General features: G+C 38.7%; 18 protein-coding genes. 13 read left to right on the top strand and 5 right to left on the bottom strand.

The features are described 5' to 3' along the window. Positions 1-352 precede the first annotated feature (352 nt). Both groL and KDN43_RS09255 read right to left on the bottom strand, forming a co-directional pair. Positions 353-1,987: a chaperonin GroEL gene (gene groL / locus KDN43_RS09260; protein ID WP_238841688.1), complete on the bottom strand. Its 1,635-nt coding sequence runs from the start codon at positions 1,985-1,987 to the stop codon at positions 353-355. A 42-nt stretch (positions 1,988-2,029) separates the two neighbouring features. Continuing rightward, positions 2,030-2,302 carry a co-chaperone GroES gene (locus tag KDN43_RS09255; RefSeq protein ID WP_238841687.1) on the bottom strand — a complete coding sequence of 91 codons (273 nt, stop codon included), beginning with the start codon at positions 2,300-2,302 and terminating at the stop codon, positions 2,030-2,032. A gap of 729 nt (positions 2,303-3,031) precedes the next feature. Here KDN43_RS09255 and KDN43_RS09250 point away from each other — a divergent pair. Next, positions 3,032-3,574: a DUF192 domain-containing protein gene (locus KDN43_RS09250; protein ID WP_238841686.1), complete on the top strand. Its 543-nt coding sequence runs from the start codon at positions 3,032-3,034 to the stop codon at positions 3,572-3,574. Between the two features lie 25 nt (positions 3,575-3,599). Here the strand turns inward: KDN43_RS09250 and KDN43_RS09245 are convergent, their stop codons facing one another. Together KDN43_RS09245 and KDN43_RS09240 are read right to left on the bottom strand one after the other, a co-directional pair. Further along, positions 3,600-6,035 carry a S9 family peptidase gene (locus tag KDN43_RS09245; RefSeq protein ID WP_238841685.1) on the bottom strand — a complete coding sequence of 812 codons (2,436 nt, stop codon included), beginning with the start codon at positions 6,033-6,035 and terminating at the stop codon, positions 3,600-3,602. A 126-nt stretch (positions 6,036-6,161) separates the two neighbouring features. After that, entirely contained in the window at positions 6,162-6,917 is a 756-nt protein-coding gene (locus KDN43_RS09240) for an SDR family oxidoreductase (protein ID WP_238841684.1), read from the bottom strand. A 142-nt stretch (positions 6,918-7,059) separates the two neighbouring features. Here KDN43_RS09240 and KDN43_RS09235 point away from each other — a divergent pair, with 142 nt between their 5' ends. From KDN43_RS09235 to KDN43_RS09205, 7 genes are all read left to right on the top strand, one after another. Further along, complete coding sequence (locus KDN43_RS09235) at positions 7,060-7,290, top strand: DUF2007 domain-containing protein (protein ID WP_238841683.1); 231 nt, start codon at positions 7,060-7,062, stop codon at positions 7,288-7,290. A gap of 35 nt (positions 7,291-7,325) precedes the next feature. Continuing rightward, the gene (locus KDN43_RS09230) at positions 7,326-8,525 is read left to right on the top strand and encodes an AI-2E family transporter (RefSeq protein WP_238841682.1); all 1,200 of its coding nucleotides are present in this window, start codon (positions 7,326-7,328) and stop codon (positions 8,523-8,525) included. Next, entirely contained in the window at positions 8,500-9,696 is a 1,197-nt protein-coding gene (locus tag KDN43_RS09225; RefSeq protein ID WP_238841681.1) for an ABC transporter substrate-binding protein, read from the top strand. The genes KDN43_RS09230 and KDN43_RS09225 overlap by 26 nt, the downstream gene beginning before the upstream one ends. Next, on the top strand, positions 9,686-10,696 hold the full coding sequence (locus KDN43_RS09220) for a FecCD family ABC transporter permease (protein ID WP_238841680.1): 1,011 nt from the start codon (positions 9,686-9,688) through the stop codon (positions 10,694-10,696). The genes KDN43_RS09225 and KDN43_RS09220 overlap by 11 nt, the downstream gene beginning before the upstream one ends. Positions 10,697-11,369: 673 nt before the next feature. Continuing rightward, the gene (locus KDN43_RS09215; RefSeq protein WP_238841679.1) at positions 11,370-13,928 is read left to right on the top strand and encodes an ATP-dependent Clp protease ATP-binding subunit; all 2,559 of its coding nucleotides are present in this window, start codon (positions 11,370-11,372) and stop codon (positions 13,926-13,928) included. Positions 13,929-13,932: 4 nt separating this feature from the next. Beyond that, positions 13,933-14,649, top strand: coding sequence for a DsbA family oxidoreductase (locus KDN43_RS09210; RefSeq protein ID WP_238841678.1), 717 nt, complete (start codon positions 13,933-13,935; stop codon positions 14,647-14,649). A gap of 136 nt (positions 14,650-14,785) precedes the next feature. After that, positions 14,786-15,340, top strand: a complete 555-nt coding sequence (locus KDN43_RS09205) for a GNAT family N-acetyltransferase (protein WP_238841677.1) — start codon at positions 14,786-14,788, stop codon at positions 15,338-15,340. Between the two features lie 18 nt (positions 15,341-15,358). Here the strand turns inward: KDN43_RS09205 and KDN43_RS09200 are convergent, their stop codons facing one another. Further along, positions 15,359-15,877, bottom strand: coding sequence for a hypothetical protein (locus tag KDN43_RS09200; protein ID WP_238841676.1), 519 nt, complete (start codon positions 15,875-15,877; stop codon positions 15,359-15,361). A gap of 648 nt (positions 15,878-16,525) precedes the next feature. Between KDN43_RS09200 and KDN43_RS09195 the strand changes: the two genes are divergently transcribed. The 5 genes from KDN43_RS09195 (at position 16,526) to KDN43_RS09175 (ending at position 24,715) form a co-directional block, all read left to right on the top strand. Further along, entirely contained in the window at positions 16,526-17,092 is a 567-nt protein-coding gene (locus KDN43_RS09195) for an RNA polymerase sigma-70 factor (RefSeq protein WP_238841675.1), read from the top strand. 71 nt (positions 17,093-17,163) lie between these two features. Continuing rightward, positions 17,164-18,081 carry a FecR family protein gene (locus KDN43_RS09190; RefSeq protein WP_238841673.1) on the top strand — a complete coding sequence of 306 codons (918 nt, stop codon included), beginning with the start codon at positions 17,164-17,166 and terminating at the stop codon, positions 18,079-18,081. A gap of 142 nt (positions 18,082-18,223) precedes the next feature. Then, positions 18,224-21,682 (top strand): TonB-dependent receptor, encoded by a 3,459-nt coding sequence (locus tag KDN43_RS09185; protein WP_238841672.1) that lies wholly within the window; start codon positions 18,224-18,226, stop codon positions 21,680-21,682. A gap of 4 nt (positions 21,683-21,686) precedes the next feature. Continuing rightward, positions 21,687-23,294: a RagB/SusD family nutrient uptake outer membrane protein gene (locus tag KDN43_RS09180; protein ID WP_238841671.1), complete on the top strand. Its 1,608-nt coding sequence runs from the start codon at positions 21,687-21,689 to the stop codon at positions 23,292-23,294. After that, entirely contained in the window at positions 23,285-24,715 is a 1,431-nt protein-coding gene (locus KDN43_RS09175; RefSeq protein WP_238841670.1) for a DUF5018 domain-containing protein, read from the top strand. The genes KDN43_RS09180 and KDN43_RS09175 overlap by 10 nt, the downstream gene beginning before the upstream one ends. The last annotated feature ends 22 nt before the right edge of the window (positions 24,716-24,737 follow it).

The raw sequence follows: 24,737 nt of genomic DNA, 5'->3' as shown, positions 1-24,737 counted from the left end.
TTATATTAAAAATTGTGTATAGAAAAAGCTTGTTTGCATTATGCCGTTGAAAGAAAGCAAATTCATTTGCTATATGTACATGCAAAAAAATGGTCCAATTTTATTCAGAACAAATGTAGCATAAATTAATCTAATTTATGTTACATTTCTGTTACATTTCGTCTATAATCAATACAAACGATTAAACTGGCAATTACTACCTTAAATCACTATTTTATTAAAAAAGCGCAAAAAATAACAAAACGAAAGTAAATAAGAAATATATTTCATATTTAACAAAAGAAAAAGCGTGTAACTTTCAATTTTTCATTTCAAGTCACACGCTTCATTTGTTATCTAATCTGTAATCAGATTACATCATACCGCCCATTCCTCCTCCACCCATAGGCATTTGCGGTGCAGGATTTTCTTCCTTCTTATCGGTAATTACACATTCGGTTGTGAGGAACATACCTGCAATAGAGGCAGCATTTTCCAATGCAACACGGGCCACTTTAGCCGGGTCAATCACACCTGTCTCGTAAAGATTCTCGTACTTGTCGCTACGAGCGTTATAACCATAATCGCCTTTACCGTCACGAACTTTTTGTACCACTACAGCACCTTCTTTTCCAGCGTTGGCAACAATTTGACGAAGTGGTTCCTCAACTGCGCGTTTCACAATTTCAATACCTGTAGTCTCATCTTCGTTTTCGCCCTTAAGGCCATCAATTGCGTCAATTGCACGAATATAAGCCACACCACCTCCGGGAACGGTTCCCTCTTCTACCGCAGCACGGGTTGCAGACAATGCATCCTCAACACGGTCTTTCTTCTCTTTCATCTCCACTTCTGAAGGTGCACCAACGTATAATACTGCCACACCGCCGGCCAGCTTGGCAAGACGTTCCTGCAGTTTTTCGCGATCGTAATCAGATGTAGTCTTATCGATCTGGGTACGGATCTGTCCTATACGGCTCTCGATAGCCTCTTTGTCACCTTCGCCGTTAACTATAGTAGTTGTGTCTTTATCTATAGTTACCTTTTCGGCGCTTCCCAGCATGTCGAGTGTAGCATTCTCAAGAGTAAGCCCCTTTTCTTCCGACACCACTACTCCACCGGTAAGGATTGCAATATCTTCAAGCATCTCTTTTCTGCGGTCTCCAAAGCCTGGCGCTTTAACTGCAGCAATCTTTAACGATCCGCGGAGACGGTTTACCACAAGCGTCGTAAGCGCTTCGGAGTCAATATCTTCTGCTATGATAAGCAAAGGTTTTCCAGTCTGTATACCCTTCTCAAGTATGGGAAGAAGATCTTTGATAGCGGAGATTTTTTTATCATGTATAAGGATGAGAGGATTTTCAAAATCCACTTCCATAGCTTCAGTATCTGTCACAAAATATGGAGAGATGTATCCGCGATCGAACTGCATTCCTTCCACAACGTCAACATATGTATCGGTTCCTTTGGACTCTTCAACGGTAATCACGCCCTCTTTGCTTACTTTTTGCATGGCTTCGGCAATAAGTTTACCGATTGTTTCATCGCCATTAGCTGAAATTTTGGCAACGTTTTCAATTTTTTTCAGGTCATCTCCTACCTCGATGGCTTGATTTTTCAGGCTTTCAACTATTGTTGATACCGCTTTGTCGATACCGCGTTTCAGATCCATCGGGTTGGCACCGGCAGTAACGTTTTTCAGCCCAACACCTATGATTGATTGTGCCAAAACTGTAGCTGTTGTTGTTCCGTCACCGGCATCGTCATTGGTCTTTGAAGCCACTTCCTTTACCAGTTGCGCTCCCATATTCCTGAATGGGTCGTCTAATTCTATCTCTTTTGCTACCGTAACACCGTCTTTGGTTATTTGGGGGGCACCATATTTTTTGTCAATAATTACATTACGTCCTTTTGGCCCTAATGTTACTTTAACGGCATCTGCCAATTCATCCACGCCCTTTTTCAAAAGGTCACGGGCATCCATGTTAAATTTGATTTCTTTTGCCATTTCTATTTTGTTTAATTGATTGTTTTTTGTGTATCTAATACTTTACGAAAGAATTGCTAAAATGTCAGACTGACGCATGATCAGATGTTGCACTCCATTGATCTCAATTTCAGTCCCTGCATATTTACCATAAAGTACTTTATCACCTTCTTTTACTACCATCTCTTCATCTTTTGTACCTTTACCTACGGCAATTACTTCACCTTTCAGTGGTTTTTCTTTTGCTGTATCGGGGATTATAATTCCGCTAACTGTTTTTTCTTCTGCAGCTGCCGGTTTTACCAGCACTCTGTCTGCCAATGGTTTAATGTTCATACTACTAAAATTGATGTTAATAAAATTATTGTTGTTATCTAATTGCTATTATCTAATTGACAAAACTTCGACTATTACAAAACTTCGACTATTACAAAACTTCGACTATTACAAAACTTCGACTTAATACGAATTCTGTCATAACTGCGACAAAATCCGAAACTGAACAAAATCCTACATTCGACATAATCTGAAAATTGACATAATCTGAAACTTGACATAATCTAAACAGCGAATTCTGTGCCAAATTTGTTTTTATAATATTTTATACGATCATTTAGTTTTATTCTTATAGCTGTATATAACCTTTGATATTTAAACCTGCAATTAATTATGTGTATCAACTGAAATATTATATGTTTCATATTCAATTATTTAAAATATTATTTTTGTATGCGGATATAATGGTACTATTCCTTTAAGCAATGAATATTATCCATAAAATAATGGCTTCTGACATATCGGAGAATATCTTTATCGTCGCACTTTTGCATTAATTATTTCATTGATTAAGAGTGATTTTAGCTGAAACTAATCTTTGATTCATAATGGTTTCATTAAACCTGCAAAAAAACCTGCAAATAGACTGACAAAATTTCAGTCTACATAAATATCATCAAGTGTCATTCACTTTAAAATATTGCAGAGTAAACATAAAACTAGCTTAAAATGTTTAATATAAGAAGATAATAAAGTCAATAAAAAACATATAACATCTAAAACATTGAAATGAAGAGCTCATCACAAATTAAAAAAGGCAACCGGAGAATGTATTTAATTGCATTATTGATTGTTACTTTAGGTTTGGCACTCTATTTTATATTGAAACCGGTCGATAACAAAAATGTAATATTTCAACAAACCGAGGCATTAGATATCCCTTTTACCAAACAAGGGGAACTGCTTTTTATAAGCCAGTCAACTTCTGACACCCTTGCTATAATTGATATAGAGTTGGCCGATGATGAACAAAAACGTGCCCGTGGACTTATGTATCGCAATTCAATGCCTGAAGATGCAGGTATGCTTTTCATTCACGACAGTGAGCAGATTCAGGGTTTCTGGATGAAAAACACCTATATTCCTCTTGATATCATTTTCGTTGATAGCAACAAAAATATCATAACCATCCACCCCAACACCACACCTTTAAAAGAGTGGAATTACGCTTCAGTCGCACCTGCGCTCTATGTGGTAGAGGTGAACGCCGGTTTTTGCAATCGCAACAATATACTTACAGGTGACAGAATAGAATTTGAAATTTTAAAATAGTATCACCGCAGATCACAAAGAGAGTTTATTTACCGCTGCGGTTCTTCACATGTTTCTCCAGCCACTGATCCTGCTCCCAAAGCAGGTGAAGTACGTTTTCCCTGGCAACGTAACCGTGGCTTTCGAGTGGTAAAATCACCAACCGTACAGGAGCACCAAAACTCTTTAATGCCTGAAAATAGCGTTCACTTTGCATTGTATGCGTCCCTGAGTTATTATCTGCCTCTCCGTGAATAAGCAACATTGGTGTCTTCATCTTATCGGCATGCATAAAGGGCGACATTGCATCATACACATCGGTCGCTTCCCAGTAGTTACGTTCTTCACTCTGAAAGCCGAAAGGTGTAAGCGAACGGTTATATGCCCCGCTCCTTGCAATACCTGCGGCAAACAGATCGGAATGGGTGAGCAGGTTAGCGGTCATAAAAGCGCCGTAAGAATGTCCGCCTACAGCCACACGTTTACGGTCAATATACCCCAGTGCATCCACCGCATCAATTGCCGCTTTGGCGTTTGCTACCAACTGCTCTGTAAATGTATCATTAGGCTGCTCGCCACCCTCTCCCACAATGGGAAATGAGGCATCATCAAGTATGGCATAACCGCGAGTAACCCAATAGATTGGATTTCCATATGAAAGGTAGGTGAAACTGTTGGGATTGGCGTTGCTCTGTCCCGCACTGTTCTTATCCTTATATTCTGCAGGATAAGCCCACATTATCATCGGAAGCTTCTCCTTTTTTTCCATATCATAACCTTCGGGAAGGTACAACGTTCCCGATAGCTTAACCCCATCTTCCCTCTCATAACTTATCACCTCTTTGTGTACACCTTCAATACTTTTAAAAGGATTCCCGAATGATGTAAGAGGAATATTGGCAATCCTCTTTCTAAGGTTACGTATGTAATAGTTGGGAAACTCGGTGGGTGATTCTATACGGGTGATAAGTGTACCCGCCTTGCTGTCTATAAAAGAAATCAGCTCTTCTGCCTGATTTGTGCCGGCCCATTGATATATACGTTTCTTTTTTAGTGTCTTCAGATCGAGTGCGTCAATAAAAGGGAACTGCCCTTCTGCCGTATATCCGTCACCGAAAAGATAAACAGTGGAACTATCGTCAATACGCATCACATACCTTCCATATTCGTTTTTTTCTGTTTGAATGATTCCGGGATCATTATACAAATCCTGATAATTTCTGTCAGACAAAATTTTCGGTGACAAATTACTCTCGGAAGGATTAATAAGATATGCTTTATTATTCCTTGTATTCCACCATCTGTCATAAACAACTGCAAAGTTATCATTACCCCATGTGATCCCGGAAAAGCGGTTAATGGTTTTAATCAGGGAGCAGGGTTCACCCGTAAAGGGTGCATTTAGCTGAAACAGTTCATCGCGGTACTCTGCCTCAACAGTCGGATCACCTTTATCCAAAGCCTCTGTCCAGGCTAGTGTTGCCGGTTTGTCAGCACGCCACCTGATATTTCGTTTCCCTTCGAAGGTTGCCATAAAGCCAACAGGAAGTTTATCGAGCAACGGCTGTCTGCTGAAATTCATAATAAATTTGCCATCGGAAGTATAAATATCAGTAGTATTTGGGAAACTGTAAAAAGGCACAGCGTAAGAGAAAGGTTTCGATATTGTGGTTAATATCATATATTTACCATCGGGAGAGTATGTTTCATCAATATACATTCCGGCCTCTTTCCATAATGTTTTTACTCCGTTTAAATTAACAGTGTATAACTCTGAGGTCATCAATATTTCGAAGTTGGCTTCATCAACGGGGTTCTTCAGAAGATCCTGGTAAGTGCGGTTTTGTGATACCTGCCCGTCGCTAACCGACACAACCGGCCCTTCTGGAAGGGTAACTTTCTGATCCTTAAGCTCTGTCCGATTCTCAGGTAGCATGAATGCCAATAAACCGTTGCCATTTGGAATCCACCTGTATGGGAATCCAACATTGGCATTTAATAAGGCATCAGTCAACTTTCGTGCTTGAAGTGTTTTCAAATCGGCAATCCATAGCTCTACGCCGCTGTTTGATGTATGGGTAAAAGCTATTTTTGACTCATCTGGTGAAAAAGAGACATAAGCAATACGTGGTTCTTCAGGCAGTCCAGTAATTTGCTGAATCTTGTCATCCATTATTTTTTTGTAACAGATATTGTTGTAATATGTAATGTTACTTGATATGTTGGTTTCAGGATTGATACGTAATCCTGCAAGACGCAACTCAGGCTGACTAAGATCATTAAGCGTCTTAAATGTGTTACGGTAATAGAACAACATTTGTTCACCTTTACTATCAATATCTACAATTGGGGCTCTCTCGATATCCACCAGCTTTAGCATCTCTACGGGAGGAGTTTGATAGGTAAGTTTTTCCTGTGCCTGCAACAAGGTTGAAATCATTAACAAAAGGATTGAGGTTTGATAAATTTTGATTATTTTCATATTATTCAATTAAATCGGAAGTTTCAGAGCAATGCCAAAGTGCAAATGAGCAAGGCTATACTTTTTTTTGAGTCAGCATAATCAAGGTCAAGCATGTCTTCGTATAATTTAACTAAACAAAAAAGTTCACTTTTTATGGAAAACAGATGCCGATGCTTGTGCTGTAGGCATAACAACCATATCGTTAATATTCACGTGCGGAGGCCGGGATACCACGAACCATATACAATCGGCTATATCGGCAGCTACAAGATTTTCATATCCTTCATATACCTTATCTGCCAGAGATTTATCACCGTGAAACCGTATGATTGAGAACTCGGTCTCAACCGCTCCGGGACAAATTTGTGTCACTTTGACACAATAAGGCAGCATATCAATTCGCATCCCCTTTGTGAGAGCGTCAACTGCGTGCTTGGTTGCACAATAGACATTACCGTTATGATATACCTCTTTACCTGCAATAGATCCTATATTGATTATGTGGCCGGTCTTCCTATCCACCATTCCCGGCGCAACTGTTCGGGTTACATAAAGCAATCCCTTCACGTTGGTATCGATCATTCGGTTCCAATCATTAATATCTCCATCCTGCAGAGCAGAGAGGCCGGCAGCAAGCCCGGCATTATTCACCAGAATATCTATCTTCCTCCACTCTTCGGGCAGATTTCCGAGGGACTCTTTTACAGCGGCTTCATCCCGCACATCAAAACATCTGATAAGAACACGAACATTTAACTGCTCAAGTTTGTTTTTTAACTGAATAAGCCTGTCGTTGCGACGGCCTGTAATGATAACATTAACTCCGTTTTCTGCAAACTTGATAGCAGTAGCTTCTCCTATACCGGAGGTTGCACCTGTAATTAAAGCTGTTTTATACATTATAATAAATATGGTAGTTATATTTCATAATAATTAAATTTCATTCAAATAAATGAAGAAACACGGTTTTATCTGAAAAAAAGCGTAATTTTACGATGTGGAATTAAATAAACATCCAATATACAATATACAACATACAACTATGGAAGAAAGTTTTGTAACTGTTAAAATATTCACATTCCCTGCTGATGTGACCATCGTACAGACATTTATGGAGATGAGGGGAATTGAGACATATATGAAGAATCTGGTTTCCAGCAGGTTGGCTTATTCATTTGGGAATATTGAGATGCAGGTAAAAATGTCAGATTATGAAAAAGCCAAAGAGGCTCTTATAGAAGGAGGTTTTTCGAAACCTGAAGACTTCCTGTAACCTTTTGAAAACAGTATATTTCCCAAAATGCTCACATGATAGAAGAACGGTTTGAGATAGATAAACAGAGAGAGAGAAAAAAATCACAGTATAAGTATATTCTGATTGGTTTTTTAATCCTGTTGGGACTGATCATCTTCAAATACACACGCCCTTACATGAGTGGTTTTTTGGGAGCTGCAGCTCTGTATGTGATGGTTAACGGGCAACAGAGATATCTCACGCAAAAGCTCAAATTCAAAAAGTCGTTAAGTGCGTTTCTTATTGTTATGGAGGTGCTTATCCTTTTTCTAATACCCCTTACCGGGATGGCTTTTTTGGTAATCGACACCTTTTCGGGTATATCGATTGATCCGGAAGCTATTATGCAACAGATAAACGATTTTATTAATTCGGTTGAGGAGAAAATAGGATTCGAACTTTTCACACCTGAAAATCTGGCCGCCCTGCCAAAGGCAGGTAGCAATCTTTTGCAAATACTTGGAAGCAGCATTTATTTATTTGTCATCAACGTTGTTGTTATTCTTTTCGTTTTATATTACATGCTTTTCAACAATGATGAGTTCGAAACAGCAATCAGGGAAATACTGCCATTCAAGGAAGAGAATAAGCAGATTTTAGGTGAAGAGACGCTGCTTATTATTCAGGCTAATGCCATTGGAATTCCACTTATGGCAATTATTCAAGGTGTTTTTGCCTATTTGGGATATCTCTTTTTTGGAGTAGAAAATGCTCTGTTGTATGCCATCCTTACTGCTTTTTCAACCATCCTCCCTCTTGTGGGTACAATGATAGTGTGGGTCCCACTGGGTATAAGCCTGTTGCTGAATGCCGATTATGTGAACGGTGTGGCTTTGCTAATATACGGTTTTTTTATAATAGGCGGAGTAGACAACGTAGCTCGCTTTCTGCTGCAAAAGAAGCTGGCCGATATACATCCGTTAATCACAGTGTTCGGTGTGCTTATAGGTATTCCTTTATTCGGATTCTGGGGTGTAATATTCGGACCGCTTTTACTATCTCTCTTCATCCTCTTTTTCAACATGTTCCGTCATGAATACGTACCCGGATCAAAAGCCGAACCACGCGTTACAACGCGCTATAAATCAAGTAATGCAAATTTTCCGGCTTACGACTCCATCAAAATCAAAAAGAAAAAGAAAAAGAAAAAGGATGGCAAGGATAATAAAGATAATAAGGATGATAAGAATGAAAATAAAAATAATACAGAATAAATATAATCATATATTCACAATACTCATCCTCTCTTTTTTTTCACTGCCATGGGGATGCCATCCACGGCAGGACCGCGACAAGAGTGCGGAGGAGCTGATCCCCAACTCATCTGTTGCTATTAATTATGCTGAGGGTTTCAGGATTGAACACTTCAATGAATTTACTAAAGTGACAATCAATAACCCCTGGACAAAAGATAATAAACCTTATGCAGTATATTATCTTTATAAGGAGGATTCGACTGGCATGGATGCTGGTGATGAAGGAATTAAACTGAAAATACCGATAAGCTCACTTGTTATGAACTCATTCTCATACTTCGAGTTTCTCTATCTTCTCAATGAACAACACTCTATTAAAGGTGTGACTGACGGTTTCAGGATATATAATTCTGCCATTTTGCAGAAAATTGAGTCGGGAGAGATTATAGATCTGGGTGATCCTTTTAAACCGAACATTGAGAAAACAATGGCTTTGAGGCCCCAGGCCGTCATCAATTCAGCTTATGCACAGGTAGACAGATACAGTGAACAACTTATCAGGGCGGGATTTCCAGTCATCAGCTCACTTGAGTGGATGGAAAAGTCGCCGCTTGCCCGCGCGGAGTGGATCAAGCTGATAGCTGCTTTTTTCGATAAAGAGGTTTTGGGTGATAGCATTTTCAACGATATGGAAAAACGTTATCTTGCCATTAAGGAGAAAGTAAAGAGTGTGTCGAAACAATATACAGTATTGCCTGGCGACAACTTTCAGGGAACTTGGTATATTCCCGGGGGGCAAAGTTTCAATGCATCTCTTTTCCGTGATGCGCAACTAGATTACCGCTATAAAAACAACTCCGCGACGGGAAGCATCGGACTAGACATTGAGTCGATATTGACTCAGTTCGGGAATGCTGAATTCTGGTTCGGATGCGATGCCGGGACCTACGGGGAACTGGTAGAAAAAGATGCCAAATATCTGTTATTGGAATCGGTAAAAAAAAGACATGTGTATAACAACCGTAACCGGGTAACACCTTCCGGAGGAAACGATTATTTTGAGAGCGCTGTTGCTAACCCCGACCTGGTTCTCTCCGATCTGATTAAGGCTGCATACCCGGAGCAACTGTTAGGGTATAGATTCACATACATTAAACCTTTGGAGGAAATACCGGCACGTGAAAAATAGATCTGTCATATTTCTATTGCTGGGTATCCTGCTTATCGCTGCTTTTGTTGCCGATATTTTTACCGGCAATGCATCCATCACGGTCAAAGAGGCATGGTATGCACTTTTTAGTTCTTCGGGTGATAACATCATTGATGAAATCATCCGCAATTATCGTCTACCGAAAGCTATCACTGCCATAATTGCAGGTTCATCACTCTCCCTTGCTGGCTTACTGATGCAAACACTCTTTCGAAACCCGCTTGCAGGCCCCGATGTGCTAGGAGTAAGCGCAGGTGCAGGGCTGGGTGTTGCCATACTTACAATGTTCAGCGGTACAGCTGTGTATCCATTCATCGCAGCGATGGGCAGTATGGCACAAATAATAGCTGCCATTTCAGGTGCTGCTACGGTTCTGGTGCTTATACTTGTTGTATCTGCACGAATAAAGGACTCAATAACCATACTCGTTTTAGGTATGATTTTCGGATACGTTGCCAGCGCCATAGTAACAATATTGCAGAGTTTCGCCGACCCAGATTCTCTAAAACTATTTGTGACCTGGACATTTGGCAGCATTGGAGGGGTTACATGGGAAAAAATCCCTTTAATGCTTATGCTGTCTCTACCAGGCATCGCTGTAGCTTTTTTCCTTCAGAAGGCTTTGAACAGCATGCTGTTAGGCGAGAACTACTCTGCCAGCAGCGGATTGGATGTAAGGAAAACACGAATTATTATTATCTCCCTTTCTGCAATTATTACCGGATCTGTAACGGCATTCACAGGCCCGATCGCTTTTGTAGGTGTTGTAATACCTCATTTTGCACGCGCTTTTTTTGGTACAGTAAATCATAGGACTATACTTCCCGCAACCATTCTCCTGGGGAGCATCCTGATGCTGATGTGCGACATAGTTTCACAAATTCCAATTGCAAACAGGACATTGCCTGTAAACGCTGTCACTGCTATTTTTGGAGCGCCCATGATTGTTTGGATAGTATTGAAAAGAAAAAGATTGTAATGCCATCTGATTTTTTCACATATAGCCATTAGCCAACATTAAAAAATTATCGCTCATAAAATCAGCAGTCCGGTAAAATAGTATCGAAATGCCATGCAATCCATTAATTACAAACAAAATAGACCTATCCAAAACCCAGTGGCTCTTTTTCGCTGATTGTCAGGCATTTAAAGAATAATTACCAAAATATTGATTAAATGAGTCGGTTCCAAAACCCAGAACATCTGAAATTATTATTAACACACTTGATATCTTGATCTTTCATAATCAGGGTGCAACTAATGAGACTTTTAGTAGGCGACAGATAAATATAATCACCATTTCATTAAACAAAAAAGGTTGAGAAGTGTATAATTAGTGTGTGATCGAATTGAACCACATTGGCACTGTTTTTGCATTAATAGTTACAACTGCAGTCAATAAGTATAAATTTTATTGAAGAAAAGCATTTCATCATGAATTATTGAAAATAAAAATTTATATTTGTAGATTAAACACAGCTAAAGAAAGGAACATTTGCGTTAAACAAAACGAACAAAAAACAACTGATGACAAACCAAAATCCAATAAACAATCTTGTTTTTATTTTGGTAAGTTAAAAGGAAGAAGATAAAATCAAGTTTACTTTAATGTTCAGTAGAATGCAAATGTCTAAACTTAATAGAAATAAATAATGGACAACAACTTTTCTCAACGAGTCCGAAACATCATGGCTTACAGCCGTGAAGAAGCAGGCCGGCTCCAAAACAACTATATTGGGCCTGAACATCTCATGCTTGGCATCCTGCGTGATGGCGAGGGGATGGCTATTCAGGTACTTCAGGATTTCGACATCGACCTGCACGTATTGAAGGATTATATTGATTCACACATCCGTTCCATCCAGGAGCCTTATGAGGGATCAAATGAGTTGGTAATTAACAAGAATACCGAAAAAGCATTGAAAATAAGCATTTTGGAAGCACGTCTTACAAAAAGCGATGTAACTGATTCCGAACATATCCTGCTTGCTCTTCTCAAAGAAAAGAGTACGCTGATTTATGATATCCTAACGCAATTTCAACTGGATTACTCAAGTGCATTCCTTTACATAAAAAGTATTCTTGAAAACAGGACTGAGGAGGCTGATGATTTAAACCTGCCATCTGCAGGTGCAAACTTTACTGATGACGATGATGATGATATGAGCGACAAGTCGTCATTCAACCCGGGTGGTTCACACAGTTCTTCCTCGCAGTCGAAGGGCGCGGTATCAGACACCCCCGTGCTGGATAATTTCGGAACCGACATTACGAGGGCAGCACTTGAAAATCGCCTTGATCCAGTTGTGGGCCGCGAAAAAGAGATTGAACGAATTGCACAGATACTAAGTCGTCGTAAGAAGAATAACCCGGTGCTTATCGGTGATCCGGGAGTAGGGAAATCGGCCATTGTAGATGGACTGGCACTCCGTATTACACAGAAAAAAGTTTCACGGGCTCTGTTCGACAAGAGGGTGATAGCACTCGATATGGCATCCATAGTTGCAGGCACCAAGTACCGCGGACAGTTTGAAGAACGTATCAAAGCTATTTTGAACGAACTGTCCAAAAACCCGAATATTATACTCTTTATTGATGAGGTTCATACTATTGTTGGTGCCGGAGGCGCTGCAGGATCGTTAGATGCCGCCAATATGCTTAAGCCTGCACTGGCAAGGGGTGAGATTCAGTGTATAGGTGCTACCACTTTGGATGAATATAGAAAAAACATAGAGAAAGACGGGGCATTGGAACGGCGTTTCCAGAAAGTGATAGTGGATCCTACCACACCGGAGGAAACACTGTTGATACTTCGTAACATCAAAGAGCGTTACGAAGATCACCACAATGTGCGTTATACCGATGAAGCATTACAGGCATGTGTAAAACTCACAGACCGTTATGTTTCTGACCGCACATTCCCCGACAAGGCCATAGACGCACTGGATGAGGCTGGAGCAAGGGTACATATCTCCAACATCGTGATTCCGGAAACTATTGAGCATCTGGAGGAAGAGTTGAAAGAGGTGGAACAACATAAAACAGATGCCGTAAAAGCACAAAAGTATGAGCTGGCGGCAAGCTACCGTGACAAGCAGCGCCAGTTACTTCTTGCGCTTGAAGCGGAAGAAGAGCGCTGGCAGAAAGAAATAAAAGAGAAACCGGAGATCGTGAACGAAGATAAAATTGCCGAAGTTGTAGCAATGATCTCGGGAGTACCGGTTCAGCGTATAGCAAAGGCTGAAGGACAGCGGCTGCTGGAGATGCGTGATGAACTTAAAAGTAAGGTGATTGGGCAGGATGAGGCGGTGGACAAAATTGTGAAAGCTATACAGCGAAACCGTGTGGGACTGAAAGATCCGAACAAGCCTATCGGCACGTTTATGTTCCTCGGCCCAACAGGTGTGGGAAAAACACACCTTGCCAAGAAACTGGCTGAGTTCCTGTTCGACTCTCCCGAGAATCTTATCCGAATAGATATGAGCGAATATATGGAAAAATTCAACGTGTCGCGACTTGTGGGAGCACCTCCCGGATACGTTGGTTACGAAGAGGGTGGACAACTTACAGAGAAAGTGCGCCGCCGCCCCTACTCCGTAGTACTGTTAGATGAGATCGAAAAAGCCCATCCCGACGTGTTTAATATACTTCTGCAGATCCTGGATGAAGGTCATGTAACCGACAGCCTTGGCAGGAAAATTGATTTCAAAAATTCAATCCTTATAATGACATCAAACATAGGTACACGACAACTAAAGGATTTTGGACGAGGTATCGGTTTCAAGACTGACGATGATGTGAGTGATACAGAATATTCACGCAACATCATAATGAAGGCTCTGAATAAAGCTTTCGCTCCGGAATTTCTGAACAGGGTAGACGACATTGTAATGTTCGATCAGCTGAGCAAGGATTCAATATACAAGATCATAGACCTAGAACTAAAGGGACTATACAAGCGAATTGGCGACCTTGGTTTCAAGGTAACTCTTACCGAACCGGCAAAAGAGTTTATTGCCAACAAGGGTTACGATGTGCAGTTCGGTGCCCGCCCGCTTAAACGAGCCATCCAGAAATATATTGAGGATGAAATGGCGGAACTGATTATCCGTACTGGCATGAAAGAGGGCGACACGGTTATGGTGGACTTCGACAGCGAAAAGCAGCTGATTGTTATGAAAGTGAATGAGAAAGCTGATGAAAAAAAATAGTAAAATGAAGGTTGAAGTATGGACCGATATTATGTGTCCGTACTGTTATATAGGAAAAATACATTATGAAAAAGCGCTTCAGCAGTTCGAGCATGCCGGTGAGGTGGAGCTCGAATGGAAAGCTTATCAGCTTAACCCTGACCTGCCCGATAAAGGTAACGGATATCCCCTAAGTGAGTATTTCGCCAAAAATGCCGGGTACACTGAAGAGAAAATAAACAGTATGTTTGAGGGAGTTAACATGCTTGCCGGGCAAGCGGGTGTCGTTTCCAATCTTCCTAACGCAATTGCAGCTAATACACGCGATGCACACCGGCTGATTAAATTGGCAGCAAAGATAGGGATGGACACAGCGGTATTGGCAAAACTGACGAAAGCCTATTTCGAGGAAGCTAAAGATTATAGCGACTGGGATTTACTGACATCCATTGGAACAGATTCAGGGTTGAAAGAAGATGAAATCATACGGATGCTTAAGAGCGACGACTATCTATATGAGATAAAACAGGATATGCAGGAGGCTGCCAACCTTGGATTCGACACTGTTCCAACATTTCTGATGGACAGAAGGCAAGCCATTGTTGGTTCCGAACCGGTAGATCTGTTCGTGAAGGTGCTGAACAAGGCGTATGGTAACTGGAAAAAACGTACAGAAGAAGAAAATATCGTGGAGATCAGCAAAGGAAAATCCTGTTCATCCGACGGTATTTGCGAAATTTAAAAATATTGAACTCTTTCAGCAGCAGAAACATCTATTTAGGATTATTAATACGAAAGAATCTTTTATTTTATCTAAACTCTAACAGGAGGTTTTTATTGATATACTTTAGAAATAGTTGCTGATAAAATTAATTCAGATGGAATTTGTAAGGATCAGCACCACCGATTCATGGCGCTGGAAAATGGTATGGGATCTATATGAAAATAGTTTTCCTCTGGCAGAACGAAGAAAGAAAGAGGATCATCTACGTGCCTGTGAGGATGATCGATTCTTTCCCCTATCGGCATGGGAAGGTCACGAACTGATAGGATTTATGTTCTTCTGGGAATGGGATTCCTACCGCTACCTCGAGTATCTGGCAGTCAATCCAGAACTCCGTGGGCATGGATTCGGCTCGCAAATGATCAGATATTTACGCGATACACAACACACAATCATTCTTGAGATAGATCCGCTAGTAAACGAGTTATCGGTGCGACGGCTGCAGTTCTATGAACGTGCCGGTTATACACTAACTCCCTATCGTTTTGTACACCTGCCTTACCGGATTGAAGCACAGGCGCAGGAATTACTTATCCTGAGTTATCCTAAGATGATAACAAAGGAGCAGCATAACGATTTTCTTCGGTTTGTAAATGAAGAGGTTATCCGTTATTGTGAAGGCTTCCCTTTTAAGGCTGAAATTGATTGAATTGGAACAGGGTGAAAGCTATGGGTTAAGAACAGAGTGTATCAACCTTAACGTTTGATTTACAAACAACTTTTCGCGTTTAGACCCAGGGCGGATGGGATAAACTATTACTGTAACCGTCTCTTCATCTTCCATTTTCAGATACCCACCAAGTCCCCAGGATGTCATTCTTGAATCAGTTCTGAATTTAAGTATGTGGCCTTTCCTATCAGAAAAAGATATAATCAATTGACGGTCTATACGCTGCATCACCTCATCGAATGGATGTTTTGTACGTCCCTTGAATTTAAACACAGCCTTCTTCTGTCCTGAAAACGATGGAGGATCAAGTTTTTCTGATTCCATATAATCCAATCGTTTTGAGAAATAGGCTGTAATTACCGCTGGAGGAATTACCCCCACAATTAAAAAAACCAACATGCCTTTCCAAAGCACCATATGCATACCCCACAATAGATATACCACGACATGAATTCCGATAAAAAAAATCAGAAAAATAGATACCCAATAGAGGAATAGTCTAATTGTAAATCTCATACGATATTTTAATTTTCCTTTATGGTGTATGGCAACTTTGATATTTTAAATAATCATTACCTATTAGTGTTTAACAATTATTTCAAACATGACGATTTCATACACTTAAAACTATTTATTTTTTTCTTATTCAAATCTTTATTTAGCTTGTGGCATTGCAAACTCTTTAACAATATTCGCTGAAGTAATTTCAGAAATATATTGTTCACCCTACCCTACATCGTCTTCGGCTCATCGGGTGTACTAATTGAGTATTTCTTACTATGCTCTGCTCCTCGCCTCTTGGCAACATTGAAAACAGTAGATTTGTTATATTACAAGAAAGTGTTGATGCCTCCCCTTCCCTAAACCTCGCAAATCCTATGTACGTTAATGTAAATTTAAAGTTGTTCCACAGTACTCCCTTCAAGCTTTAGTTTTACAAAAATAGCAATTAAGTAGATAGAAAAAATATTTTAACACTAGTTTTTTAAGTTTGAAAAGAGTAATTGAACAATTCACATATTGAGAATGATTGACAAATTCCAACACATGAACATTTCAGTTTGTGTTAATCATTGTGTTATATTATGAATTATGAAACATATTGTGTTAATATTAATCATATTGCGTAAATTATATTTATATTTGCTACGTAATTTTGGTTAAATGAGCTCATTTTCCGACATACAAAACTTCAACAGACTGTTCAATGAATATTATGAACGGTTTATTCGTTTTGCATTGAGCTATGTAAAAGAGCAACAAATTGCCGAAGATTTTGTTACGGAAGCCTTTACATCTTATTGGGAAAAAAGGCATCAACTTTCATGTGACAGCAAACCACCGGCTTACATTCTAACCACCATTAAAAATAAATGTTTAAACTATCTCCAGAATCAGAAAGTTCAGCTTCGTGTAAAAGAAGAGTTGAGAGATCACTACGAATGGGTTCTCAACACACGTATAAACACACTTGAGGCTTGCGACCCCGATTTCCTGTTTTCCGATGAAATACAACGAATCATTGAATCCACGTTGAAAGAATTACCCCAAAAAACACGACAAATATTTGTATTAAGCCGTTTTGAAGGGCTTTCGTATAAAGAAATTGCCGAACAAATGAACTTAAGTACCAAATCAATCGAGTTTCATATCTCAAAAGCATTGGGAAGACTACGCCTATCACTGGTAGATTTCATCTGTATATCGCTATTTTTATTTTATTTTTGTTAAATTTCGACTCTTTGTTAGGGAGATCTTGTTCTAAGCTGTTATTTAAATAGAACGCATGGAATTTATAACCGATGAACAGAGAGATATTACAACGTTTTTTTGAAGGAGAGACATCTATTGATGAGGAGAAATTAATCCGTCAGTGGATTGAACAGTCAAAGGAAAACGAAAAAATTCTGCTTGAAGAACGCGTTACATATGACGCATTGCTATTTAATTCAAGTGATATAATAAAGAAACAAAAAAGTATTAACGTAATCACGCCCTGGATAATAAGCACTGCTGCCGCTGTAGCATTACTTATTATTGTGGGTGGTTTACATATTTTTAACCATAGAAATACTGAAGAGCTGTATAATACTGTAATCGTTCCTCCCGGGCAACGAATAAACCTTATACTTGCAGATAACAGCAATGTATGGTTAAATGCCAACACCACTCTACGTTATCCATCACAATTTTCCAGGAAAAGTCGAACTGTCTTTTTAGACGGCGAAGCATATTTCGATGTTTGCAAAAACGAGAAAAAACCGTTTATAGTAAAAACCAAACAGGGGGATGTAAAAGTAACAGGAACATCTTTTAATGTTGAAGCGTACTCAAAATACAACAGTTTTGAAACCAGCCTGTTTACAGGAAGTGTTGATATTTACAGAAATGAGGTTAAGCTCGCCTCATTGAATCCAAACGAAAAAAGCACGCTAGAAGATGACAAACTTTTTGTTTTAAACATTTCAGATAACGACGAATACTTGTGGAGAAAAGGGTTGATAGCCTTTAACAATAAAAGGCTGGAAGAGATACTTTTATCGCTTGAAAAATATTTTGATATTAAGATACAAATAGAATCTGATAAATTATTTCAACACACCTATACAGGAAAATTTCGTCAGTCAGACGGAGTTGATTATGCTCTGCGCGTCTTGCAGAAAAGTATCAGTTTTACTTATGAGAGAGACGAAGATACCGGTGATATTTATATTAAATAAGAATGCTAAATTTAAAAGCTTATGATGTAATCGAATAAATCATTAGAAAGGAATCGGCAGGCGCTGCAACGCCCACCGATCAAATGTTTTTGTCAACACAACCTAAAATAATTATGTATCAACTTAAAACAATTACAAATGTATGAAGAAAAACAATGCAACGGGTAATAAATTAACCGAAAAAGTACCCATTAAACATTTTTTATTAATCATGAGAACAACCTTTATTCTATTGTTTCTCTGCGTCTTTTGCTCTATGGCCGAAATGAGTTACACCCAAAACGCCAGAGTTACGATCAACAAGCGTAACGTAACCCTCAAAGAGGTGCTAAATGAAATTGAAAGTCAAACCGATTATCTGTTTATTTACAGCAATGAAGTAAACACAAATGAAAAAGTGTCAATAAAAGCCAAACAACAAGCTGTTAATAATGTGCTTAATAAGCTCTTAAAAAATAAGAATGTTAATCACTCAATGGAAGGGAACCACATAATTCTTTCCACTATTGAAAGAGTAAACGCACAAAAAACAGAGACGGTTGCTGCTAATGTACAACAACAAAAGAAAACTGTTACAGGAACTGTTGTGGATGCCGCCGGCGTGCCCGTTATCGGAGCAAATATTGTTGAAGCCGGCACCACCAACGGAACCGTTACCGATATGGATGGAAAATTCACATTGAATGTAGATAATAATGCAACTATTCATATTTCTTATATCGGTTACTTAGAACAGAATATCAATACAGCAGGAAAAACAAGTTTTAAAGTATTTCTACAGGAAGATACAAAAACGTTGGATGAATTAGTTGTTGTAGGATATGGTACACAAAAGAAAATACACATGACAGGTGCTGTCTCACAAGTAGCAGGAGAAGTTCTAAAGAAAGCACCTACAGGTAATATTTCAGCTATTATGCAGGGGCGTATTCCAGGATTAATTTCAAAACAACAGAGTGGACAACCAGGATATGATGGCGCTAATTTCTATGTCCGTGGAGTTGGGTCAGGGAGTATCTTGTATGTTATTGACGGGGTTCAAAGCGATTATTTTCCAAATCTTACAGCGGACGAGATAGAATCAATTACTATCCTTAAAGATGCTGCTAGTCAGGCTGTATTTGGACTAAGAGGGTCAGGAGGAGTAATTGTTGTTACCACAAAAAGAGGAAATACTGACAAACCAACAATCAATTTTATCTCATCTCTTTCATTATCTCAAAATGCAAACTTTCCTAAGTTTCTAAATGGTTTAGAATATGTTACATGGTATAATAAAGCACAAGAACTGGATGGAGTTCCTGAAGTAAATTGGAGATTTTCAGCTGAAGAAATTGACAAGATTGCTAATGGAGATCCAGATGGTGTATATGGCAATACAGACTGGTTTGATTTATTATTCAACAACACAGCTCCAACTAGAAGTAACACATTAAGCATATCAGGTAAAAATAACAGGGTAAATTATTATGGTATGTTTGATGTATTCAATCAACAAGGCATTATAAACCGAACTTCCATCGATAGATACTCGGCACGAATCAACCTTGATATGAAAGTAACAGATAATTTCAACGCATCTATGTCACTAACTGCCAGACGAAGTGAAACAAAACAACCAGCCTTAGCACCTTCGGGCAATAGTTATGCAGCAATTATGTCACAAGCCATGTTAACTTATCCTTTTCTTTTGCCCTACAATGCAGATGGAGAACCTATTGCCAGTTACAACACCGAAGGAAATGGAGACAACCACCCATTGGCCGCCAGAGATTTGTCTGGACAAGGAATAACACGAGGCAATACACTAGATGCGCAAGCAAGAATAAATTATGACATTCCATTCGTGTCTGGTTTAAAACTATCATTGGATGGTGCATATAAAAAATCTGACAATAAGATTAAAACCGAAGGACTACCATACTATGTTCAAGTATATAATCAACAAGCTAAAACATGGAATAAACAATATTCTCGTGCCCGAAGCTCTGGTATTGCAGTTGTCCAACAATGGTTTGTCGAAAGAGAAATTTTCAATATACGCCCTGAAGTATATTTCAATAAAAAAATCGCCAAACATGAGGTCTCTTCACTTCTTTTTTATGAATATAGGCGAATACAAGATACCAGTATGTCAAATGGTAAACGAGGTTATCCGATAGAAGATATTATGGATATTAATTTCGGAGAAGAAATTGAAAAAGATCTTGTTGGAGGAGGACATGCTTTAGCTAAAGAAGCTGGTTATGGCGTTAGAATAAATTATGCCTATGCTGATAAATACCTGGCAGAATTCGTTGGTAGGTACGATGCTTCAGTATTTCTACCACGAGATACAAGATGGGGATTTTTCCCTGGTGTCTCTCTAGGATGGAGGATATCAGAGGAATCTTTCTTCAAAGATCGTTTTAACTCATTTATTGATAATTTTAAAATAAGGACATCATACGGCAGGTTGGGCAACGACTCTGGAATGGGATATACATATTTTTCCACAGCTCATCTCAGTACGAATAATGAAGTAATGATCGGAAATAATCTCAAAAAATATTTGAATGTAGGAGGTGTACCAAATTATGGGCTTAAATGGCCCATAAAAGATGATTGGAATATAGGTTTTGAGACAATGCTTTGGAAAGGATTGTTAGGGATAGAATTTGATGTTTTTTACTCTTTATGGAGCAGACAGTATGGTTCTGTTGCAGACTACCCACCATCTATGGGGGGATTCTACCCTAACAGAATTAATTATGGGAAAACTGAAAACAGAGGGGTTGAGATGTTGTTCACCCACAGGTATAAGATTGGGGAATTCAGCTATAATGTAAAAAATAATTTAACATGGGCTCGAAATAAAATATTAAAACTATCTCAAGATCCGTATAAAACAAAATATACATCTTCCATAGGAAAACCAGCTGGACAAATCTGGGGTTTTATAGCAGAAGGGTTATTTCAATCACAAGAAGAAGTGGATAATAGTGCTGTTTTCGGGCCGACCAAGGTTGGAGATATCAAATTGAAAGACATAAACGGAGATGGACGTATTACATTCGAACAAGATCAAGTACCTATTGGTCGAAGCAGTATTCCGGAAATGATTTTCGGACTTGAGTTAGACGGCGAGTATAAAAACTTTGATTTCAACATGTTTTTTCAGGGAGCGACCCTTTTCGATGTAGAAATATGTGGATTATATACTGATAGAGGTTTCAGAGATGACACATTTTACACGAGACCTTTCTTTGCTGGAGGAAATTCCCCAAAAGAATTAATAGAGAACTCATGGACCCCTGAGAACACTAATGCAAAATATCCCCGTTTAGGAATTGAACTAAGAGCAAAAGGTTCTCAGCACTCTTCTTTATACGTTCAAGACGGGACTTATCTTCGTCTAAAATCAGCTCAAATAGGATACAGAATACCCCAAAAAATAATAAACAATATAGGAGTACAAAATTTGAGGTTTTATATATCTGGCACCAATTTATTTACTTTATCAGGCTTGGACTTTGGTTTGGATCCTGAAATGCCAAGTGTAAATCAGGGATACTATCCACCACAGAGAGTCTTTGAATTCGGATTAAATTTAACATTTTAACAATATGAAAATAAATAGTATAAAAATAATAGCAGGAACTGTAATCTTACTTTTTGTTATATATTTTTCCAGCTGTTCGATGGAACCTGAATTGACTGATCGTTATACCTCCGAAACACCCTGGAGAAACGAAAAAAACCTGGATCTTTATTTGAATTCTTTTTACGGTCTACTAGGCACTACATCCTATTATTCTCAAAATGTTTCAGATGACGGGTATAGTGACATGATAAAATTCAATCAGGAGATTGACAGCCATAACCAGTTTGTTTTTAATACAGTTCCAGTTACTCCTGCAAATAACCCATTAGACAATTGGGCATGGGGACACAATTGGGTGATCGCATGCAACCGTTTTATCGATGGCCTTTATACGTATGGAGGGCACTTTCCAGAGGAGTTACGATTAAGAGCTGAAGCCGAAGTTCGTTTTTTTCGCGCACATGTATATTTTATGCTTGCGCGCCGGTATGGAGGAAGAGTTGTTATTCATAGAGAATTGCCAGATATGAATATAAAAGACCGGAAATTATCCGAACCGGAAGAATGCTGGGATTTTATAGCTGAAGATCTTGATTTTGCTGCAGAACACCTTCCTGTTACTGCAGAGAAAGGCAAACTTGTAAAGGGTGGGGCATATGGTCTTAAGGCTAGGACAATGTTGTATGCTAAGCGTTGGAAAGCGGCATCTGATGCAGCAAAAGCAGTAATAGATCTCGATATTTATGAATTATATCCAGATTATGGAGCTCTATTTAAAATGGAAAGAGGAAAAGGGAATGACATTAATAATAAGGAAAGCATACTCGAAGTAGGATATAGTACTCCAGATTTAGGTTATAGTTTTGACTATTTTTATTGTCCAAAAGGAGATGGTGGCTATGCAGAGATAGCTCCGACAGAAAACCTTGTAATGAATTATCTTATCAAAGATGGAAGTGGAAAATATGTTGAATTTGATTGGAATAATCCAGTACATGCATCTGAACCATATAAAAATAGAGAACCAAGATTCTACCAATCTGTATTATACAATGGGGCCGAATGGAAAGGTCGAATAATTGAGACTTACGAAGGAGGAAAAGATGCTATGACACAAGGTGCAGGTGGAAGCACAACAGGTTATTATTTAAGAAAATTGTTTGATGAAAAACAAAGGGGCGGTTTTGATAAATCAGGCTTAACATTATATTATTTACGTTATGCCGAAGTATTACTAATTTATGCCGAAGCCATGGCTGAACAAAATGAGTTAAAAACAGCATTCGATTATCTAAACGAGGTAAGAAAAAGAGGAGGATTGGATCCGTTGCCAGTTAGCAATAGAAATGAATTTAACAAAGAACTACGACGTGAACGCATTGTTGAATTGGCTTTTGAAGGGCATCGATTTTGGGATCTTCGTCGTTGGGGAATAGCAAAAAGCGTACTAAACGGAGTATCGATGAAAGGGGTAAAAACCATTAAAAATTCAGATGGGACATTTACTTATAGGCTTATTGATTGCGAAAGGAAAAAACGTGTATATTTAGATAGATATGATACTTTTCCAATCCCTTCAGCGGAGTTACAAAAGAACCAATTAGCTGAACAAACTGATATATGGAAATAACTTCTTTAATTGCATTAATTATGAAAGAAATAATGAAAGAAATATTATTAACAATAGTCGTCATAATTACCATTTTTACCGCTTGTGTTCAAGAAGAAGAGTCGGTTATTGCAAATCAGAAAGATGGTTTAATGAATGTTATGATTAAAATTCCTGGTGAAGATCAAATATATATGGCTACTAAAGCAGGACCATACGAGGATGGTGAAACTATTTATGTAAAAATACCCACTCTTGAAGAAGATCCTCTTGATGTTACAGAATTAAAACCTACTGTAAGTGTACAAAACAATTGCTTTGTAATACCAGCATTGCCTAATATGGTAGATTTCACAGAGCCATATAAAATCACTGTAGTGAATGCTTTTGGAGAACAAAAAACAAATTATATAGAAGTGGTCCCAACTCCTATGAGAACAGTGTTCAAATCGTTATGGTTTAAAAGTGCTCAGGAATTGGGAATTGTAAACTCAAATATATCAGGAATGTCTGTAACAAAAGATTACCTTATTGTTCGAAATGGAGATGAAGGTATTCGTATTTTTGACAGGAACAATGTAAGTTATGTAAAAACACTAAAGGCTCCTTATCCAACACTTAATATGAGTGTTAATACAGACGCGGGCGGAAATGTAATTGTAAATCGTTACAACATGTGGGGCGCAGGATTCAGGGTATTTCTCTACAGAGATATCAAAAATTTGCCTGATGGTGCATTGGGAGAAGAGATACTGGAATATACTCCTTCTGGATTGGTATTAGGTACAAAAATGACGGTAACCGGTAACCTTTCCACAGGTAAGGCTTATATTTATGCTACGGCTGAAAATGACAAGAATATTTATTATTGGGAATTTAACGATGGAGTAGTCAAATCTAAAATACCCAATGTGATTAGCTATGATAATGCTGGAACTAATTGGACTACTGCATTAGTAAAAAGGAAGAATATCGACGACAACTCTGACCTCTATGTATCTTATATGCATTATGATGGGGGTGATAGCGGAACACAAGCAAAAGGGAGTAGATTTGAAATTCTGAGCACGAACGATCAAATTCCAATGCAAATGGAAAAGAACAATCATGAATATAAAATTCTTGGGTTTGAAACTTTTGAAATTAACAATGAAGAGTTCCTGGTCATGACAACGCAGGCATTCTGGGCGTGGGATGGAACATTTACTCGCATATTCGATATAACGAATAGAGAAAAGATTGAATTGAAACCAGGTGAAACAGGCTACGAAGATTTCTTCTTAATGGGATCTGCTATATATGGAGGTGTAAATTATAATAGATGGGGTGATGTTTCGGTATATGTAGATAATTATGATGCATATATCTATGTATCAGTTGCGGCTATGGAACCTGACAAAGCAGGAGTATTTGCCTATAGAATGATTTATACTCCTCAGTGATTTGATAAAATTGTTGTTGTGC

Source organism: Proteiniphilum propionicum (assembly GCF_022267555.1).
Lineage (GTDB): Bacteria > Bacteroidota > Bacteroidia > Bacteroidales > Dysgonomonadaceae > Proteiniphilum > Proteiniphilum propionicum.
Note: the sequence above shows the minus strand (reverse complement) of the source record. Positions and strands in the feature narration are given on the sequence as shown.

What these genes read in the sequence shown, in the direction of transcription:
- groL (WP_238841688.1), bottom strand. Translation starts at nt 1,987, where the DNA reads ATGGCAAAAGAAATCAAATTTAACATGGATGCCCGTGACCTTTTGAAA.
- KDN43_RS09255 (WP_238841687.1), bottom strand. Translation starts at nt 2,302, where the DNA reads ATGAACATTAAACCATTGGCAGACAGAGTGCTGGTAAAACCGGCAGCT.
- KDN43_RS09250 (WP_238841686.1), top strand. Translation starts at nt 3,032, where the DNA reads ATGAAGAGCTCATCACAAATTAAAAAAGGCAACCGGAGAATGTATTTA.
- KDN43_RS09245 (WP_238841685.1), bottom strand. Translation starts at nt 6,035, where the DNA reads ATGAAAATAATCAAAATTTATCAAACCTCAATCCTTTTGTTAATGATT.
- KDN43_RS09240 (WP_238841684.1), bottom strand. Translation starts at nt 6,917, where the DNA reads ATGTATAAAACAGCTTTAATTACAGGTGCAACCTCCGGTATAGGAGAA.
- KDN43_RS09235 (WP_238841683.1), top strand. Translation starts at nt 7,060, where the DNA reads ATGGAAGAAAGTTTTGTAACTGTTAAAATATTCACATTCCCTGCTGAT.
- KDN43_RS09230 (WP_238841682.1), top strand. Translation starts at nt 7,326, where the DNA reads ATGATAGAAGAACGGTTTGAGATAGATAAACAGAGAGAGAGAAAAAAA.
- KDN43_RS09225 (WP_238841681.1), top strand. Translation starts at nt 8,500, where the DNA reads ATGAAAATAAAAATAATACAGAATAAATATAATCATATATTCACAATA.
- KDN43_RS09215 (WP_238841679.1), top strand. Translation starts at nt 11,370, where the DNA reads ATGGACAACAACTTTTCTCAACGAGTCCGAAACATCATGGCTTACAGC.
- KDN43_RS09210 (WP_238841678.1), top strand. Translation starts at nt 13,933, where the DNA reads ATGAAGGTTGAAGTATGGACCGATATTATGTGTCCGTACTGTTATATA.
- KDN43_RS09205 (WP_238841677.1), top strand. Translation starts at nt 14,786, where the DNA reads ATGGAATTTGTAAGGATCAGCACCACCGATTCATGGCGCTGGAAAATG.
- KDN43_RS09200 (WP_238841676.1), bottom strand. Translation starts at nt 15,877, where the DNA reads ATGAGATTTACAATTAGACTATTCCTCTATTGGGTATCTATTTTTCTG.
- KDN43_RS09195 (WP_238841675.1), top strand. Translation starts at nt 16,526, where the DNA reads ATGAGCTCATTTTCCGACATACAAAACTTCAACAGACTGTTCAATGAA.
- KDN43_RS09190 (WP_238841673.1), top strand. Translation starts at nt 17,164, where the DNA reads ATGAACAGAGAGATATTACAACGTTTTTTTGAAGGAGAGACATCTATT.
- KDN43_RS09185 (WP_238841672.1), top strand. Translation starts at nt 18,224, where the DNA reads ATGAAGAAAAACAATGCAACGGGTAATAAATTAACCGAAAAAGTACCC.
- KDN43_RS09180 (WP_238841671.1), top strand. Translation starts at nt 21,687, where the DNA reads ATGAAAATAAATAGTATAAAAATAATAGCAGGAACTGTAATCTTACTT.
- KDN43_RS09175 (WP_238841670.1), top strand. Translation starts at nt 23,285, where the DNA reads ATGGAAATAACTTCTTTAATTGCATTAATTATGAAAGAAATAATGAAA.